The sequence below is a fragment of the Bradyrhizobium sp. UFLA05-153 genome (assembly GCF_054185185.1).
In genome coordinates this window covers 34,076-52,933 of record NZ_JBBIAM010000054.1, presented here as the reverse complement: position 1 = coordinate 52,933, position 18,858 = coordinate 34,076, and the positions used below count along the sequence as shown (strand labels likewise).

Annotated in this window: 13 protein-coding genes and 2 pseudogenes; 11 read left to right on the top strand and 4 right to left on the bottom strand. The window is 59.5% G+C overall.

Features of this window, described 5'->3' with window-relative positions; translation table 11 throughout:
* The 6 genes and pseudogenes from Q2941_RS28070 to fcl all read left to right on the top strand — a co-directional run.
* Window positions 1-681 (top strand): annotated as a pseudogene (locus tag Q2941_RS28070) (hypothetical protein); the annotation flags it as partial.
* Between the two features lie 795 nt (window positions 682-1,476).
* Window positions 1,477-2,337, top strand: coding sequence for a YqaJ viral recombinase family protein (locus Q2941_RS28065; RefSeq protein WP_458194387.1), 861 nt, complete (start codon window positions 1,477-1,479; stop codon window positions 2,335-2,337).
* Window positions 2,321-3,493: an ERF family protein gene (locus tag Q2941_RS28060; protein ID WP_458194386.1), complete on the top strand. Its 1,173-nt coding sequence runs from the start codon at window positions 2,321-2,323 to the stop codon at window positions 3,491-3,493. Before Q2941_RS28065 ends, Q2941_RS28060 begins: the two co-directional genes overlap by 17 nt.
* Complete coding sequence (locus tag Q2941_RS28055; protein ID WP_458194385.1) at window positions 3,490-4,062, top strand: hypothetical protein; 573 nt, start codon at window positions 3,490-3,492, stop codon at window positions 4,060-4,062. Before Q2941_RS28060 ends, Q2941_RS28055 begins: the two co-directional genes overlap by 4 nt.
* Before the next feature lie 538 nt (window positions 4,063-4,600).
* A complete protein-coding gene (gene gmd, locus Q2941_RS28050; RefSeq protein WP_458194384.1) occupies window positions 4,601-5,671 on the top strand; it encodes a GDP-mannose 4,6-dehydratase in 1,071 nt (356 codons plus the stop codon).
* The gene (gene fcl / locus Q2941_RS28045) at window positions 5,652-6,608 is read left to right on the top strand and encodes a GDP-L-fucose synthase (RefSeq protein WP_458194383.1); all 957 of its coding nucleotides are present in this window, start codon (window positions 5,652-5,654) and stop codon (window positions 6,606-6,608) included. Before gmd ends, fcl begins: the two co-directional genes overlap by 20 nt.
* A gap of 52 nt (window positions 6,609-6,660) precedes the next feature.
* Here fcl and Q2941_RS28040 read toward each other — a convergent pair whose 3' ends face one another.
* A complete protein-coding gene (locus Q2941_RS28040; RefSeq protein ID WP_458194382.1) occupies window positions 6,661-7,206 on the bottom strand; it encodes an NUDIX hydrolase in 546 nt (181 codons plus the stop codon).
* 463 nt (window positions 7,207-7,669) lie between these two features.
* Between Q2941_RS28040 and Q2941_RS28035 the strand changes: the two are divergent.
* Window positions 7,670-8,176: pseudogene (locus Q2941_RS28035) on the top strand (aldose epimerase family protein); the annotation flags it as partial.
* A 40-nt stretch (window positions 8,177-8,216) separates the two neighbouring features.
* Here Q2941_RS28035 and Q2941_RS28030 read toward each other — a convergent pair.
* A complete protein-coding gene (locus Q2941_RS28030; RefSeq protein WP_458194381.1) occupies window positions 8,217-8,633 on the bottom strand; it encodes a hypothetical protein in 417 nt (138 codons plus the stop codon).
* 814 nt (window positions 8,634-9,447) lie between these two features.
* Between Q2941_RS28030 and Q2941_RS28025 the strand changes: the two genes are divergently transcribed.
* The 4 genes from Q2941_RS28025 (at window position 9,448) to Q2941_RS28010 (ending at window position 16,973) form a co-directional block, all read left to right on the top strand.
* Window positions 9,448-9,771, top strand: coding sequence for a hypothetical protein (locus tag Q2941_RS28025; RefSeq protein ID WP_458194380.1), 324 nt, complete (start codon window positions 9,448-9,450; stop codon window positions 9,769-9,771).
* Between the two features lie 688 nt (window positions 9,772-10,459).
* On the top strand, window positions 10,460-12,244 hold the full coding sequence (locus tag Q2941_RS28020) for a hypothetical protein (RefSeq protein ID WP_458194379.1): 1,785 nt from the start codon (window positions 10,460-10,462) through the stop codon (window positions 12,242-12,244).
* 436 nt (window positions 12,245-12,680) lie between these two features.
* Complete coding sequence (locus tag Q2941_RS28015) at window positions 12,681-14,135, top strand: hypothetical protein (RefSeq protein ID WP_458194378.1); 1,455 nt, start codon at window positions 12,681-12,683, stop codon at window positions 14,133-14,135.
* Between the two features lie 1,800 nt (window positions 14,136-15,935).
* Window positions 15,936-16,973, top strand: a complete 1,038-nt coding sequence (locus Q2941_RS28010; protein ID WP_458194377.1) for a hypothetical protein — start codon at window positions 15,936-15,938, stop codon at window positions 16,971-16,973.
* Window positions 16,974-17,358: 385 nt separating this feature from the next.
* Here the strand turns inward: Q2941_RS28010 and Q2941_RS28005 are convergent, their stop codons facing one another.
* Together Q2941_RS28005 and Q2941_RS28000 are read right to left on the bottom strand one after the other, a co-directional pair.
* Complete coding sequence (locus Q2941_RS28005) at window positions 17,359-17,754, bottom strand: hypothetical protein (RefSeq protein WP_458194376.1); 396 nt, start codon at window positions 17,752-17,754, stop codon at window positions 17,359-17,361.
* Between the two features lie 52 nt (window positions 17,755-17,806).
* On the bottom strand, window positions 17,807-18,817 hold the full coding sequence (locus Q2941_RS28000; RefSeq protein WP_458194375.1) for a hypothetical protein: 1,011 nt from the start codon (window positions 18,815-18,817) through the stop codon (window positions 17,807-17,809).
* Window positions 18,818-18,858 lie beyond the last annotated feature (41 nt).

Genomic DNA, 18,858 nt, shown 5'->3' with positions numbered 1-18,858 from the left:
TTCGGCGACCCGCCCGCATCCGAATCCACATCCAAGCCCTCACCGGTGACTACTGCTTCGTCGCACACGACGGTCGTTGCCGTCGCAGGCACTCATCCGGCCGCCGCGCCGACTCTAACCTCGCCGCCAGAGACTAATGTGACCGATCATTCGAAGTCTTTCGGCGACCCGCCCGCATCCGAATCCACATCCAAGCCCTCACCGGTGACTACTGCTTCGTCGCACACGACGGTCGTCGCAGTCGCGGGCACTCATCCGGCTGCCGCGCCGACTCCAACGTCGCCGCCAGAGACTAATGTGACCGATCATTCGACCGGCACCGGCCCCGCCCATGGATGGTGGAGTGAGTATCGCGACTCGATCGCGAATGGTGGGATGACGACGCCCGCGATCCACACAAGCGTAGGGATGGCAGGCCAGAGTTCTGCTTTGTTTAGTCGGATCGGGGACCTCGTCGCCGAGAGGGGCGGTTTGAACGCTGTAACAGCACCAATCACTCCGGCCGATGCCTCACAAGCAGACGGCTCGACCACAGCGTTCCTGGCAAGCCGTGGCTTTGCGCTCCTGAACCAGCATCTGGCCGGTAACGCCGGTCGGATTGATCCCGGTCAGATCGTGTCAGCTGGGTCGAATAGCACCACTTGGGCACAGGACTCAATTTTGACCAGACCGCAGCACTGATCCGCTGCCGCCGCACCCAGTCTATCCATGTGGTCGCCTGGGTGCGGCAGCCGTCACCAAAGTTCAGCACAATGTGACCTCGACCGGTTCGAGCGTCGCTTCGCGGCGAGGCTGATATCGTGACCCGTCATCAGGCCGGACATTCCGCAACGAAGCCAATCTGGTCCTGCCGCCCTCGCGTCTGAGGGATCGAAGCGCCTGCTTCTGTTTCGCTAGGGCGGCTCGCTCATACCGCTCCAGACCTGCGAGCTGTTGCAGACGCGCCGGGACGGGGCACTCCCAGATCGCAGCCAACATCTCCATGCGAATGCCGCGAATGCGCAACAGCTCCAGCTTGCAACGCGCGAGGTGCGTCACGGATTCCGGCGCGATCTGATGCCCTAGGCAAGGTCCGATCGCTGCAACCAAATTCTCTACCCCCGCAGGCTCACTGATGCTGCGCCGCGCCAGGCCGTGACGCAACGCGTTTCGGCTGGACCGGGTTTTGCCGTCCGCCGTATTGGGCCCTGTGCTGCGCTTGGCGTTGGTGCGATTGGCTTCGATTTGTCGAATTGACGTCATGTCCCCGATCCTCGGCTATCGCTCGTCTCCAAAACTCGCTCCAACATCTTGAAATATCAAGGCTTTTCATGACAAAAGAGCAACAATCTTGCTGCAGAAGGACTGGCTTTCTGCGGCAAAAGGAGCGTTACTGATTCGACCGGGGCAACCGATGGCCCCGGTATCTCACCTCGCGGTGGCGGGGCTTTTGGCGGTGCGGCGATAGGCCGCGTTTGTCAGACCAGGGAGATACCGGTGGATACGATTTCGACCCACGGCGCTGTAGCACCCCATCGCATTGTCAAATTCAACCCCAATGACCGGCGCGCCTTTATCGGCGGCTCGGATGCCCGCATCATTATGGGCGATGACCAGGATGATCTCATTCGCCTGTGGCGCGAAAAGCGCGGCGAGATCGCGCCGCAAGATTTTGCGCAGAACCTGATCGTTCAGCTCGGGATTGTCACGGAGGAGCTCAACCGGAACTGGTATCAGAACGCGTCCGGCCAGACCATCCAGGACGTCCAAAAGCGCGTTCGTCATCCGGTGCATGGCTGGATGGCCGCAACGCTCGACGGCGTCGTCGCAGAGACCGGGGCGGTGTTCGAAGCCAAATTCATGCTGCCTTGGGGCTTCACCGAAGAGGCCGCCGCCGAAAAGCACATGGCGCAGCTGCAACATAACATGTGGGTGGTCGCGGCGCGCTCGGCCGTGCTCTCGATCATCACCGGCGGCGGCAAATGGATCGAGATCACCGTGCATGCCGATCCGCTCTACCAGCACCTGTTGCTGACCGCGGAAAAGAAGTTCTGGCGCTGCGTGCAGAGCGGCGAGCCGCCGCTGCTGTTCGGCATCGAGGCGCCGCGGCCGCGCCTAGCCGCCGTCAAGGTCATCGACATGACCGCGTCCAATCTGTGGGCCGAGTGCGCGGCAACCTACCTGCGCACCCGCGCGGCCTATGGCGACCATGAGCAGGCCAAGGCCGAGCTCAAGAAGCTGATGCCTGAGGACGCCAAGGAGGCCTTTGGCCACGGCATTCGCGCCAAGCGCTCGAAAGCCGGCGCGGTCAGCTTTGATCCGGTTGAGATGGAGAGCGTCCATGCACCAGGCCAGTGAGCATATCGGTGCGATCGCAGCGGCGCTGGCCCGCGCGCAGGCCGAATTGACCAATCCGGAAAAGACCCTGACCGCGATGATCCGTTCGCCGTTCCTGCGCGATGACGATCGGACCTTCCGCTACGCCTCGCTGGCCTCGGGCCTTGATATCGTGCGCAAGACCCTGAGCCAGCAGGAGATCGCCACCATCCAGACCACCCGGATCGAGGCGGCAACCGGACAGATCCACCTCACCACCCTGCTCGCCCACTCCTCGGGCGAGTGGATTTCTTCGGACTGGCCGGTGTGCGCCACCAGAGATGTCGAGGCGCCGCACCGGATGGGGGCGGCGCTGACCTATGCAAGGCGCTATGCCCTGTTTGCCCTGGTCGGGATTGCCGGCGAGGACGATCTGGACGCGCCGGATGCGCTGGCAGGCATGCCGGAGGCCGGGCCGCAAGGACCCGGCAAAGCCAAGCCCGCCAAGGGCGTTCTCAACCGCGCGCCGGTGCTGGGGCCGCCGCAATCCGCCGAGCTGCGGGAGCAGCTCTTGAGCCAGCTCGCAGCCTTACCGTTGGGAAAGGACCTGCTCACCTGGGCCAAGGCCAGCATCCCGCTCAAAAATACCCTGCTGGAGGCCGACGCCCGGATGGTCGAAGCCGCCTATCGAACCAAACTCGAGAGCGCCGCCAGACCCGCAGCCAGCGTCGTCCAACAATCGCCCGTCTCTGATGGCGAGCAAAATCCGTCACCAGAGCCGCTCCCGGCAGCTGCTGCCGAGGCGGCGCTGCAGCCCACGTCGCCAACAGCGCCCGGGCTCGCCCATCCCAAGGAGCCGCCCCGCAAGCGCAGCAAGGCGCACCTGCTGTTCGTCCGCGACCAACCCTGCCTGGTCTGCCGGCGAACCCCGTGCGATGCGCACCACCTCAAATTCGCGCAGCCGCGCGCCCTGGGCCAGAAGGTCAGCGACGAGTTCACGGTGCCGTTGTGCCGCACCCATCACCAGGAGCTGCACCAGCATGGCAATGAGCGGGCGTGGTGGGCGAACCTGCAGATCGCACCGCTGCCGGTGGCGCAGGAGCTGTGGGCGGCGAGCCCCGTCCTCGGCGCATCCAATGCCGCCATCCACACCGCGGCTCTTGCCGCAAACCTGGAGTCGGAGGCCTCATCACCATGAACGGTCCCTGCCCAACGGCACATCAGCTGGTCGCGACCGTGCTGCCGTCAGAATTTGAAGTGTTGGCACCGCCGCCGCTGCTGCTCCCGGGCGAAAAGCTTGAACACTACCTGGCGCTGAAGCAGGCGATCTTCGCTGACCTTGCGCCCCGATCCGCCGTTGAGTGGCTACTCGCGATCGATGTCGCTGAACTCTCCTGGGAGATCCAGCGCTACCGGGTGCTGCGGCACAAGGTTCTGGAGATCTATCGCCAAAAGGCGATTGAGGCGGCCCTACGGCGCATCGACATGGTCGGGACCGATCCCGACTTCGACGACCAGGCCGAGCACTACACGCTGCAAAATGCCCTGAGCTGGCGCATCGATCCAATGGCGACGACTGAAATCGACGCCCGCCTCGCAGCCTATGGCTTCGATCAACACGCCATCACCACCGAGGTCTACGTCCAGGCGCGCGAGGTTTTGGTCCTGTTCGAAGGCCTGCTCAACGCCGCACAAACCAAGCGCATGTTGCTCCTGCGCGAGATCAGGAACCAGCGCTTCGCTGCACCAATGCGTCAGCGGCGATGAGATCAGATTGAGGTCCCTCGCCCAACCGCAATCCGAAACGACAACATCTCCTCAGCACCAGGCGCGATATGCATCATGCCGGGTTTGCTCGCAAATTCACCGTCAAAGCCCTGGGGGCTCGCATAACCGCGCCAGGGCTCGATGCAAAGGAATGGCGCCCCGGACGGTTTTGACCAGATGCCAAGCTCGCGGAAGCCGGACCAGTACACCTCCACCCAGGGCGCACTCCCCGCGTAGCGAACGGATGGGCTCTCGAGGCAATCGAAGATGATCGCGTCGTCGATGAAAAGGGCCTCAGTGAGCGGGAGTACGCGGTTGTTGACCGGGCTTGGCGCCGGGGCGCCTAACAAGCTGCCTGCGCGTGCGGATAGGGTGCGCGCGGCTTCGCGAGGCTTGCCCGCGCACACCTCTGTTCCCGGGGTTGACCTGGTCGACCGATGCGGCCAAGAAAGACCGGTCGGGGACGGCTTTCTAGGGCGTCAGCATAAGCCCGCCGGGCCACGAAGCTCCTGCCGATTGATTGGGAACAAGGTTTCGCATGACTGAACGCATCGCTCTGATCACCGGCGTGACCGGCCAGGACGGCGCCTATCTCGCCGAATATCTGCTGTCGCTCGGCTATATCGTGCACGGCATCAAGCGGCGCTCGTCCTCCTTCAACACCGCGCGCGTCGATCATCTCTATCAGGATCCGCATGTCGGCGACGTGCCGTTCCTGATGCATTACGGCGACATGACCGACTCGACCAACCTGATTCGCTTGGTGCAGCAGATCAGGCCGACCGAGATCTACAATCTGGCCGCCCAGAGCCACGTGGGCGTCAGTTTCGAGAGCCCGGAATACACGGCGAACGCCGACGCGATCGGCGTGCTGCGTCTCCTGGAGGCCATCCGCATCCTCGGCATGGAGAAGGAGACGCGCTTCTACCAGGCCTCGACCTCGGAGCTCTATGGCCTGGTGCAGGATATTCCGCAGAAGGAGACGACCCCGTTCTATCCGCGCTCGCCTTACGGTGTCGCCAAGCTCTACGGCTATTGGATCACGGTGAACTACCGCGAGGCCTACGGGATGTTTGCAAGTAATGGCATCCTGTTCAATCACGAGAGTCCAATCCGCGGCGAGACCTTTGTCACCCGCAAGATCACCCGTGGTGTCGCCCGCATCGAGCTCGGCCTGGAAGAGGTGCTCTATCTCGGCAATCTCGAGGCCAAGCGCGACTGGGGCCATGCCAGGGATTATATCGAGGGCATGCACCTGATCCTCCAGGCCGACAAGCCCGACGATTTCGTGTTGGCAACCGGCGAGACCCGCTCGGTTCGCGAGATGGTCGAGCTCGCCTTTGCCGAGGTTGGCCGCCGGATCGAATGGCGCGGCAAGGGCGTCGATGAGACCGGCGTCGATGTGAAGAGCGGCAAGACGGTGGTGAAGATTGATCCCACTTATTTCCGTCCCACCGAGGTCGATCTCCTCGTCGGCGATGCGAGCAAGGCGCGCGCGCAGCTCGGCTGGAAGCCGAAGCGCAGTTTCGCGCAGCTCGTGCAGGAGATGGTGGCGAGCGATCTGGCCGAAGCCAAACGGGAAGCCACCGATGGCAAGCGTAGAGTTTGAGCTGAAGGGCAAGAGCGTCTACGTCGCCGGCCATCGCGGCATGGTGGGCAGCGCGCTTTTGCGCCGGCTTGCGCAAGAGGACGTCAGGCTGCTCACGGCCAGTCGCAGTGAGGTCGACCTCTGCAATCAGGCCGCCGTGTTCAACTGGTTCGCCCATAATCGGCCACAAGTCGTCTTTCTCGCCGCCGCCAAGGTCGGCGGCATCGTCGCCAACGACACCCTGCGCGCCGAGTTCATCTACGACAACATCGCGATCGCCACTAATGTTATCCACGCCGCGCACCAGACCGGCGCTGAGAAGCTGATGTTCCTGGGCTCGTCCTGTATCTATCCAAAACTTGCGCCGCAGCCCCTGCGCGAGGATTTAGTGCTGACCGGACCGCTCGAGCCGACCAACGAGCCCTATGCGATCGCCAAGATCGCGGGCATCAAGATGGCGGAGGCCTATCGCAGCCAGTATGGCAGCGATTTCATCAGTGTGATGCCGACCAATCTCTACGGTCCTGGCGACAACTACCATCCCGAATACAGCCACGTCGTCGCCGCCCTGATCCGCCGCTTTCACGAGGCGAAGCGCTCGGGTGCGGCGAGCGTCGCCGTCTGGGGCACCGGCACGCCGCGGCGCGAGTTCCTCTATGTCGACGACATGGCGGATGCCTGCGTCCACCTCATGAAGACCTATTCGGCCGCGGAGCTGATCAACATCGGCACGGGGCAGGACATTGCGATCGCCGAGTTCGCCCACGTCGTCGCCGACATCGTCGGCTATCGCGGCGCCATCACCTTCGACACTTCGCGCCCCGACGGCACGCCGCGCAAGCTGCTCGACGTCAGCCGGCTGACGGAGCTCGGCTGGAGCGCGCTGACCCCGCTGGCCGAGGGCGTAAGGCGCGCCTATGAGGACTATCTGTCGAGCCGTCCGGTCGCCGCGCAATAGCCGTGCCGATCTCTCGCCCGTGGCGTCTGTCGAAATTCTAGATCCGCATCGGTCAGAGACTGATCAATCTTCTGGCTGCAGCCAGAGCCAGCACGCCCACATGCGTCTGCTCGCAAAAGTCTCCGGCCAGAAGCAATTGGCGAAGCTCCTCTGGTAACGCCGAACTTACGGAAACGCCGGGCTCCTCGACGAAGTCGGGCCGGCGCTCACTCGTTCGTATGAAAAACGAATACATCGAGTTTGTGATCCGGCTAGCGCAGGTAGCTGTCCTGCCAATAAGCTCGATGCTACTTGTCAAATAGCCAGTTTCCTCCAACAGCTCTCTGGCGATTGCCGTGAATGGATCCTCGTTCGGTTCGCATAGTCCTGCGGGTAGTTCTAGTGAAAACCGCTCGATTGCCGGACGATACTGACGAACCAGCAAGATGCGCGAATCCGGCGTGACGGCGAGTGCCACGAGATAGTCCGGCTGACCAATCGCGTAGTAGGTTTCGACGGCTGCGTTGGACGATAGCTGGACGTCCCGGCTAATCACCTCCATCCAAGGCGAAACGCTGGCCCGCCTGGTCTCGATAATTCTGGGCCAAAGATCATCCATGCCGCCGCCTCATGAAAGCTGTTTGCTATGTCGGTCCTAATGGCTAGCTCGATGCCGATCAAGACCATGCGTTGTAACTCGGACGAGGTGTTTCGCAAGAAAGGCGCGATGGAGCCGTCATTTCGTGCGATCAGGAAGCTCCTCTCGCCTAACTGACGAGGAATGTGAACCAATCTCGATGGGGGCAGAGTGAGCGACTGGTTCTTGCTGTCGCACGTCTCCAAGAAGTTTTCCGTCTCAGCTGACGGCAGGTCTTCGTTATTGTTGCTGGAAATGAATTCCCTGCTGTCACACTTCAATTAGGCAGTTCACTTGCGCCTACCTGGCTTGATAGGCTGATAAACTGCCTGAAAGAAGGGAATTCGACCAAGTGGATCGCCCGAGGCTTGCATCGTAGCAGATGTCCGGCCCAAGGCATCAGCCTGTTACTTGCGATAGCAGATTGACGACGTAGATGAGAAAGATGACAGAAGACACCCACTCCCTGCGAAGTGGCGCCTTAAGCGCGACCATCAAGGCGCAGGGCGCCGAATTGTGTTCACTGAAGCACAAGACGGGCCTCGAATTCATTTGGCAGGCGGGTGCGGAATGGCCCCGCCATTCGCCGCTGTAGTTTCCCATCGTCGGCCGTCTGAAGAACGACGAGCTGCGGCACCGCGGCAAGGCGTACCGGATGACGCAGCATGGCTTTGCGCGCGACCGGCGGTTTGTCTGGCTCGAGCGAAGTGCGACCCAATGCGTCCCTGCACTCGGCGACGATGCCGAGACGCGGGCGATCTATCCTTTTGCGTTTCGGCTGGTCGTGACCTACAGGCTCGATCAGGCTGGCCTGGACGTCCGGTTTCAGATCCTCAACACGGGAGAGGCGACGCTGCCGGCCTCGCTCGGCGGTCATCCGGCGTTCAACTGGCCACTGGTGCCCGGGGAGCGCAAGGAAGCCTATTCTCTGACATTCTCCCGAGATGAACCGCAGGCGGCTGGAGGGTGGGTTTGACTTGTGCGGATAGACCTTACTCCGGATGATTGACGGCGCTGACGAGCAGCGGAGGGCTCGACCGGGACACCGTAATCTCAACCGTCGAGGAGCCTTCGTCATGCCGGTTCTTGCCCACCACCGTGAGGATGAACTTGTCGGTGCCCGAAAAGTCCGGCTTTGCGAAATAGCGGAACCCGGGGCCAACCAGGACGATCTCACCGCTCTTCGGCTTCTCGCTTACTTCAACCTTGTAGATCTGCATCGTCGACCAGCGCAGCCCCTGGATGCAATCGGCCCCTGGCACAATGGTCATCGACCATTCAATGGTATCGCCAGCAAGCTTGTAGGGCTTGATGTCGCGCAGGCAATTGGGCGTGGCGCGGGCGGCTGTGGCTGACGCGAGAAGAGTCAGCGTTGCTGCAATAGATGCGCGGATGGATTGACGTGACATTGGCTGGTCCCCTTCCCGTCTACGGTCGAGAATGGGGAGCGGATGTTGAATCATCGGTAAGGACGACGAGCTACCCGATTCTCTTGGTAAATTGCTCGTTAGGGCGCTCGCCGCCGGACGTGCTCAACTCCGCGATTCAGGCTCCAATTCGCCGTACTTTACCGCGTGATGGTCATTAAGATCAGTCGGTATTGCGAACCTCCCGTCGAGGTTGCTGCATTTTGGGCGGACCGAACAGCGCCGCCCTCTCAATTGCTTAAGAAATAATCAGGGCTTCGGCACGGTCGTTCTCAATCTCTCGGACGCTCGAGCGAAACTTGCTTAGCCGTTTGGATTTGATCGATATCCACGAAGCGATTGGGGTCTTGTACTCCTGTTGTCGACGGCCGTGGTGTCTTTCGCTGCCGGCTACGCCACGCGCGCGGCAATCTCCCGCAAACGGCGTGAACGATATCGACAATATGAGCCTTACCTGAAGCCCACGCGCGTGAGCCAACCGCCGGCCTTTCTCATACGCCCGCTTACGAACGCGAATACACCGGCTGCGTCTCGAAGATCCCGTGCGGGGTGATGGCCCAAATCCGAGCCGCATCACGGAACGAGCACTCCACTGGCATCGCCGAACGCGCGATCGAGGCAGGCTGACTTTTGTCCACCCAGCTAGAATTTTCGCACCTTGAATGAGCGGATCCAAGGTATCCGGCACCCGGTCGCGATGCGGTAACGGTTGCCCGCTTGGCATCAGCGGTGCACCGTTTCTTTTTGAGCGGAGATCGGCTAGGAGCTGGAGGCAAGATCAATTTGGCAAATTTCTATGCAAACATTTCCCTGGCTTGCCACTGCTGTCACCTGCGTCATGGTTCAGATCGTCGCCGCCGGATTGAGCCCGGCGGCGGCCGGGCCCAGCGCCGAGACTGCCAAGAAATGCGTCCGCTATTCCTATCTGCTCTATCCCTACCAGCGCCCCGGGTCGGTGCGCATGAGCGGAGATCGCAACAATTATTTCAGGGATTGCATGGCGAAGGACGGCAACGTCCCGGAGCCACCTCCTCCGAAAGAACCGGGCGCAGCAACGGACAATTTTGAGCCACACTTCCTCGCTGGAAGTCAGGTCCTTGTGCTCGCGACGGATTATTGAAACGGACCTCGAGGCGCCAAGGCTTTGAGCCCGGCGCTGCCGACGCAATCAAGGCAGGCGTGACGATCTTTTGCCATCATTGAAGCATGTCCGGGCTCAGCGCAGGGGGACGTTTCCTGATAGCCGTCCGTAGCTGCCGTCGTCTTTTCACAGAACGTGATATAGGGGCAGTGGGCGAAGGCGGTTACCGCCTAAGCCGGCATAAAGAAGCGTCGCGCGGAGCACCTCAAATATGAACTGAGGCCGCTCGAGCGGGTGAACCGCGGGCCTTTTTCGTCCGTCCATCCACGGATACGAAAACTCCACCGTCACACACATCCGAATCCACCATCGCCCCTCCGAAAAGCTTCCGGCTCCGGAGTCACGCGGGCCAAGACTGCCTTCCCGGAGCTTCCGCGCTACCATGTGCTCGCGACCTGGGGACGTTCAACAACGGGCCAGATTCATCGACCAGGGATATGTCGATGAAGCGTCGATCGCACGCTTGAATTTATCCACTTGGCCGAATGGCCATGGCATCTATATGGTGCGCAGGTCGAAGACTTTCATCATCGAGTCGCGAGCAATCCACCGGTAGCATCGACGACTAATCATGAACAACATGCACTCGGACCGCCCGGTCGGACATTCATTCCCGAGGACCACTCAACGACAACTGATCGTGGGACCATGATGAGGAACAGACGCTGTGTATCGTAGACACTTGCTTTTCACAGTAGTGCTTGCAGGCGTCATTGGACTCGCTGGCGCCGGATTCCGGAAATGGCTCAATCGCATCCAGCTTGAGACCTCAACCTATCGCGACAATAACGCGACGGAGCAAACCTTCCACGCTGGTGATGTCGCAATCCGTCTCACAAGGTTATTCCCAACGGATGTCACCGCTGTCCCGATATTCAGTTGGGATCTCCGTCCTTCACCGCTGCCGATTGAACTCAATGGAAAATCCTTCATTGTTTTAGCGGCAGCGAATGGAATCGTTGCCAGCATCGATCCAATCACAAGTAAGGTTCTCTGGGCCATGCGCCTGCCAGCGCCGAGGGGTAATGTAGTCGAGGTTGGGGCCACGCCAGTGCGTGTTGGCGACAAACTTGTGATCGTTTACTCGATCAACAAAAAAGAAGGCAGCGAGCTGATTCAAATACTCTATCGGGCTGCCGTATTGGATCTCAATTTAGGTAAACTAGATTCGGATTTTCCACCAATCGATTTCAGTGCCGAAAAGCACGAAATACAGGGAGGGGGGGTAATTAGATTCACCCCGAAGTGGCAGATCTCACACGCCGATCTCGTCCATGTTGCAGAGCGAGCTGACGAGCTTGGGATTGTCTATGTTGGATTCGGCGGATCACGAGAAGAAGGCCCGTGGCACGGATGGTTATTTGAACTAGATCTCGATGCTTGGAAATCAGGGAGCTCCGCTGCAATCCGCTCCGAACTAGTAACTACGCCGGAGGCGGACTGTTTAGGCGCGGGAGAAACGCAAAGAATTTGCGGAGGCGGAATATGGTCAGCGGCCGGCCCCCAAATTTACTTTGATCAAAAGGGGTATGAAATTCTAGTCCAAACAGGCAATGGCCGATTGGATCTTGCTCGAGGGAGCTATGCCCAGAGTCTCATGCGTATGAGGAAGGGATTAGCATTTGTACCCGCCTGCAGTGCGGCCATTTGTGCCCGGACTAATCCCCAAGATCCGTCCAAAGAATGTCTTGAAACCTGCGACAACTTGTTCGTCCCGCGATTGCTTCCAGAAGATCTTCCACTGGATCCAGAAGGTGGCCGCTGCAACGAAAAATCATTTCTCGAATGTCTGGCGGTGAGCGACTGGGACTTCGGTGCTAACGCACCGATTAGGATCCAATTGCCCTCGGGCACTGCGGTCTATGTCACGGCAGGCAAGGAAGGCGGAGTCTATCTGTTGGATGCAAACCGAATGGGAATCCTCTACGATCGAAAGCGGGCCGTCGATTTGTGCGGAGCGGTTTCCGATCCGTGCCAAGCAGTATTCGAGGGGTCTATAGCAACTCAACCCGTGCTCGGATGGATTGACGGAACGCCAGTAGTTGTCGTGGCGACATTTATGGCGGACGAAACACATCCCGCTGGATTGGTTGCGTTCAAAGTCGTCGAGACGGACGAAACGCCGAGGCTTGAGCACTTTTGGAATGCGCCGACGAGGCATAGCCACGAGGCGGTGAAAATGTTCCGCGGCGCACCCACGAGAGCGTTGATTGCGGATTATCGGGGAGAGTCGATTGTCTGGGTTGCTGATCGCAATCCGGAGGGCCTCATCATTGGTGTGAGGCTAAGAGACGGTACGATTTTGGCTCGCGCTAAGACTGCCGGCACTCCAATGCCATACGTCAAACCACTTCTATTGAACGATGTTCTTTATATCGCGACTCAACTGCCCGCGGCTAGAGGTGGCGCCTGGCTCGAAGCGTACTCAATATCTCCGGAGAGCAAGCCTTGAGGCGTCGAGGGGGCACACGCGCCTCAGCTACTGACGTTAGTCGGACTCGCATATGAAGCTCGTGCTCCACATCCGTTGCACGGAACTCCAGTGCCCGCGCCCCCGACCGCGTCACGGGTCCCAATAGGATGAATTCAGGAGGCGTTGGCCAGCGGCGACGGTTGTGAGCTTCGTCCTCGCGCGGGACTCGCTGGTGAGCCAACCACGAGTTTCAAGCGCGCGATTTCTTCACGAGCAACGACAATGGGGCAGATGTCCGGATCGCGCAGTTGTACCCTCGGATCGGCATTCAGGTTCGTTTGATGGCGTTTTGACGCAGCAACCGTGGGGCTAGTTCATCGACAGAGGGCTGCGAAACTGGTTCATCTCGGGTTGCCATTTCCTGCATTTATCAAGTAAACGCTCGATAGGCAGAGCGGGGGCGATCGATCGTCGGATGATGGGGACCATAATTGACGATCGGGTGCCGACTCGAGACGCACGCATTTTGCGGCTGACGTTTGGATTTGTGCTCATCGCGAACCTCGCCTGCAGCCTCTATGCCTCGATAGATGCTCGGGGCCTCTATCATGACGGCGTGTATTATTTAATCAAGATAGCTGATATCAAAGAGTTTTTTGTTCCGGGCCCGGCACGCGCCACCATTGAGGCACTGAGGCAAACTCCTGTTGTCCTTTTGTCTAAATTCACCGAGATGTCGCTATTTCAACTCGGGCAAGTATTTTCGTTCACTTTGCTAATACTACCGACCGTGCTCTGCGCATTGTGCTGGCTCGTCGCTCCCCCCGATCGGAAGGTTTGGACCCTATTTCCGCTCACCTACTTGTTGGTCGGAGGCGCGCCGACCTCGATACATGCGATTGGAGAAGCCGCTCCTGCAGCCAGCTATTTCTGGATTTTGCTTTTCCTACTTGTCTTCCGCACGCACCACATCGCTTCGCAATTGCTGTTCCTGCTGTTGTTCATTCCAGCATTCCGATTGCACGAAGGCTGCTTCCCGGTGATGTTAGTACTGCTCCTAGCCTGTTCGATGAGAATGCGGCTCTCGAACGACGTGCAAGAGCGCGTTTTTCTTGCTCTCAGCGCCATCTTGATTGCGGCCGTCATAATCTACGAGATAAGCTGGATACTGTATCCGCAATTTCCCGAGGATCGCGATGACATCGCACAAGCTCTGGTAAAATTCGAATTCCTATACGTGGATGGTCATCTGAATGCACCGCTAGTGACCGGAATGTCCGCATTGCTGGCGCTCGCAACTACATCGATTGTCAACGCCACCGCGCCCCGTGGCGCTGCAAAGGTTTTCACATGGACTATCGTCATTGCCTGGGTGCTATTTGCGTTCACGGCAGCGACAGCCACTCTGGTAATCGAGAGAACGTTTGCACCGCTCGCGCAGTTGCAGGCGCGTTATCACCCGGTGTTCGTGAGTGCCGCGCTGGGAATGGTGATGGTTTTGATGCTACGATTTCGCATCCGAGCTTGGATGCAGCCCACGACCGCTTTCATCATCATTGCGCTATGCGGGGCGCAAACCGTCGCTGATGTCGCCGGCACTCTCCGCTGGCACGCCTTCAAGATCGATCTGCAGTCCCGGCTTACGAAGGCACACGGACTGATACCGTGGGAGGCTACACTACACACCAACGACAAACGCGCAGACGTTAATTGGCATCTCATGGCGGCTCCATGGGTCATCCCGATAACGAGCGTCGTGTTTTCCATGAATGGCGTCATCAACTCGTTGGTTGATCTGCCGACCGACATGGTCGAACCGGACCGCCCAATTAATCCGAAGCAGCCCGATCTTCTGCCGAAATTGCCCGGTGTCGATTACAGCCCCTACCGACAGTTCTTTGTCGCGCAGAAATCGGGGACCCTCCCATAAACGGCGGCCGATCAGCCAGCATGGTGGCGCTGCTATATGCGGCCGCGTTTCGAACGAGAAGCGAGTTCCAGGTAAGCGAGCCTTGGCAGGCGGGAATTTGTGAATGCGTTTTGCAGGTGGTCCGGCCGACAGGCCTGGAAGTCGGTTAGCCAAGCCCGTGGATGAGTTCGTAGCATCGGCCAAGGTAGCCACCCGACAGCAGCCGCTTTCTTCCCGCAAAACGAGACACACGACGGCGAAACCCCAATCAGGCGGCACGGAGACGACAGTGCTCTAATAGCGCTTTGCCGGCATAAAACTTGCGTCAAATACTCCAGTTAGGCAGTTGACGAAAAACCAATTTTGCGGAGTGGCGCGTGCTTGGCCTGATGATCCTGTTGTCGACTGCCGCGCTCTCTTTTGGAATGGGATACGCGACGCGGGCAGCGCTTTCGCAGGGGCGTCGCGCGGAATACCTCAACTACGAGCCCTATCTACCGCCGACCCGAACCAGCGAACCGCCGGCCTTTCTTGTCCGTCCATCCACGGATACGAGGACGATGTCTCCTCGCTCATCCAACTCTGCCAGCCGAGCAACTTCGCGCCTTCGAAAAGCTTTCAGCTGGGGATCGCGCGAGCCAAGACGGCTGCCTGGAGCTTGCTCACGGCCACGCGCTCGCCAGACGTGGCAACTTTCCACCGCGAGACAAAATCGTCATCGATCCGAGATATGTCGGTGAATCGAGCACATGATATAAAATTATGCCATCAGATGAACATTTGGAGTTGCAGATCGCCCGCGCGCACGTAACCTCACCCTGGCTGGCGGAACCGCAATGATTCGGAAGACGGGCATCAAACCCGGGGTGGCGCTTCCTCGAACAACCCGTCGTTCGTCAACCGATGCTCCCGCTCTGATCATCAAACCCAACGAGTCAGGAACCTTGGGGCCCGACGCAACGTTAAGAAATACAATCTTTGATAGAAGAACTTCGGGCACTCCAATGCATCTCTTCTTCAGAACTCTTGAATGGCTGTCCGTCTCTCTCGGAACGTTAGCGCTCCGCCTAACGTACCAGGGTGGAACGCATCAATCCAATGGGACTGCAAACCCAAAGCAAGCGCGCGGTGGAATGCCATCGCGCGACGCGAGCGCCGACCGCGTATCGCGAGCAGTTCCCTAGCAAGGCATCACGAATACGATTTGCCCTCTACTTGCCGCCGCTGTCGTCCGCCTTGCCCCCGTTCGCAACGCATTTGTTGAAGAATACCTGTTGGTCGCGGCCAGTTCCCTTCGCGCTACCTGCAGCAGGATTGCCGGGCTCTCGAGGGGGAAACTGCTTGGCCATGAGCGCACTGCACTTTCTTGCCACTTCGGCGGTAACGGCCGATGCGGGATCCGTCGCCGAGACCACAAGGAGAGCGACGAGGCACAGTACAGCAGTTTCGGGTCGCAATCTAAAAAGCATAGTCTCACACTGGATTGACGCGCAGTTCAACTATCCTAGTTTCTTTTGGAGCAATTGGAACGCGAAAATTACTTGCGCCGTAGTCGCACCGAAACATCGAAGCCGGCATGAGGTCGCCGATCAAGTGGTCTTTGGAGCCGCGAATTCTGACCAGGCAGAACCCGCGATTGAGCATCGCTATAGCACCGCGGCGATAAGGCTGGTATTCAAGGCTAGCCATTGAAGAGACAAGACTTTCCGGCCTGACTGAGGGACTTTGGCAGGGATGAGTTCGCGCGATTTGAGCACAACCGGTGAGGACGGAGCGGAGCCTGCCTCCGCAGAGGTTCAATTCGCCCTCGTGATTTCGCGCATGCTCGAGACGGTGCAGAACCATCCCGAGCACATGCGCCAGGTCGTCTATGATCTCGCCCGCTACAAGCTCGACGAGCAGTTCACCCACGCGGATGCCCAAGATATTCGCCGATCAAAGCAGGCCCTGGAAACCGCGATCCGCGGGGTCGAGGAATTCTCGCAGCAGCAGGTCAGCATCCCGCCGCCGTCGGTGCCACAACTGCCGGGCTCGGGCCTGGCAGCTGCTCGCCAACCGCCGATTCGGGAACTGCCGCCGGCAGCCGCAAGCACGAACATTGGGATTGGCCGCGGCCCCCTTAGAGCTCGCTACCGCTTCTGGTCCATCACAAGGCGAGCAGCCATACTGCTGCTTTTTGCCGGTGCGGGTGTGGTCGCCGCGCAGCAACGGGAGCGGCTCGCTTCGCTTGGAAGGTACTTCTCGCGCGACGGACGGACAGCCGTTGCCACACCACCCGCACCGGTGGCCCCTGCGACCACCCAGCCCACCGCAAGCACGCCGCAGCGTTCTCCCCTTCGACCGACCGACTACGGCGTCTATGCCGTGGTCAACGACCAGTCGCTCGCTGAACTGACACTGTTGCCTGGGAGGCCACCGGATGTCCGCGTCGCCATCTCGGCTGCGTTCGAGGCTCCCGATCAGGCCGGCCTGCCGAATGGCCATCCAAAATTCATCGTGTTCCGCCGGGATTCCCTGAACAATGGCTTGGAGCGAGCCGAAGTGCGCGTAGTCGCCAAGATAGCCCGCGAATTCTCGGCAGAGGCGACGGGCAAAAAGCTGGGCGACAGCGACGACGCCTGGGTGATCCGCAACTTCTCCTACCCCTTCCGGGTGTCTCCTTTGCCCGACAGCCCGGAGATGTATGAGCTTCACAGCGAGGATCCTGCGCTGGAACTGCCGGCCGGCCGCTATGTGCTGATCCTGAAAAATCAGGCCTACTATTTTAGAGTGGACGGAGACATTGTCGACCCGAGGCAATGCATCGAGCGGGTGGTCGCCACGAACGGCACCTTTTATTCTGCGTGCAGGAAACCTTGAGCTCTTCTCAAGGGAGCAGCGAAGGCCTAAGTCCAGTTGAAGCGCAAACTCCACCGGATGGAGATCATTATGAATATCCTGAAGTGTTTGCTCGTCGCGGCATTGGTTTCCACGCTCGCCGCTCCGACCTTGGCCCAAAACACCCAGCAAAGGAATACGACGGTCCGATCGCAGGGCTACACTACCGGTTCACGCGCGCCGGTCGCCACTCAGCCCAGTAACAATCCTTTCCGGAATCCGATTGGGCAGGGTGTTCCGCCGGCCGCTTCGGCTAATCCAAATCTGAACAGCAATCGAACGAATGTCCCTCGCTAGGCGGCGGCGTTTCGGTTCGCGGACGGGCGCGTTGCGGCAGCGCGTCCGCCAGCTTGCAATTTCAAGGAGCTCACTGCCGGTTGACATCCACCTCAAGGGAGGAGGCTCCGTCGATGTGCAGGGAGGTCCCGCTGATCTCGATCTTGAAATAATCCGAACCGCCAGCAGAATCCGCGAAATAGCGGAAAGACGGTCCCTCCAGGATGAGACGTCCGACTTTTGGCGGTTCGACGATCGAGACCTTGTCGATCATGAGCGTCGACCAGCGCAGGCCCTGGATGCATTGCTCGCCGGATTTTATCTTGATCGACCAGCGAATGGTGTCGGACCTCAATCTAAAGGGTTGAGGATGCAGGATACACGTGCCCCCGGCAAGCGCTGCAGAACACGCCAAGGCCTGGACCAAGAGCGCGGCGATAATTCCTCGAAGCATTTTACCCCCGGTATGAAATAATCCGTCAAACAAGGGACAGCTTTTACGCTGGTCGCAGCTCCAAAGCGAGAGTTGCTAGGGGCCCCTAAGCATGCAGGAGGAAGCCGTGAAGATCGGTGGGGTCGATATGAGATGTGAGCTCGATATGAGGCGCCCTCTGCTCAAGAGCACGATCGAGGTTGGGTGGGATTTGGTTTACTGTCGGTAGGTGTTGATCCTGTGCATGTTCGGCCCAGATCGAGGGCTGAAACGGGCCATCGACGGCGGTCCCGGTGAAGATGAAGGCATCGCCAGTAACTGGTGCAGCACGAATTGCCATCGGAGGCGACGTTGAGGCCTTCGCAAAGGAAAAATTGAACTGATCGACGGGCGGGTCGATGACCAGAGTGCCTCCACTTCCGTCGCTCGACAGATTGAACGTCGAATGGGTGTAGTCGCCGACCAGCTTGATCTGCGCCGTATGGTTCTGCGCGTCCGCGACGGTAAGTATTCCGCCCGACGTGTCGCCGGAATAGGTGACCTTCGTGCCTGATCCGAACGAGATGTCCTTGAGATCGAGGATGTCCGAACTGGACGGACTACCGTTGCCGGAAAGGCCGTAAATCGTGCCGACAAATTGCGTGGGGTGATCGAGAATGAGAGTCCCAGTCACGCCCTTGAATGTGACGGAACCGGAAGCCGCACCAGTCAGTTCAAGCGTCGCTCCTGGTTCGAGCGCCACCGGCTGGTTCAGATTTGGCAACGTCAGCACGATCTTTCCGGAGATGTCGAGCACTGTTGATGATGTATTGATCACGCCATCGCCGTTGAGATCCTGCTGAAACAGCGTCTCGATGGACTCGAAGGCTGCACTCGTGCCTGAAACGTTGTTCAGAAGGTTGGAGGTGAAGTTGCCGTTGCTGTCGACAGTCCACACCGTGTAGGCGCCGGTCGACGTGTTCTTCCAGGCGACGTCATAGCCGCCGGGGGTCGCCTCCACTGCGGTCGGCGTCCAATTGATGAACTGCCCCGCAACATAGGCCACACCATTGTACTTCAGCGTCGGCCCGCTACCACCGCCAGTCGGATTGAGAAGAAAATTCGTGCCGGCCTGCACCAGGCTGGTCGTGCCCGACGCCTCAATGATCGTGGTGCGTA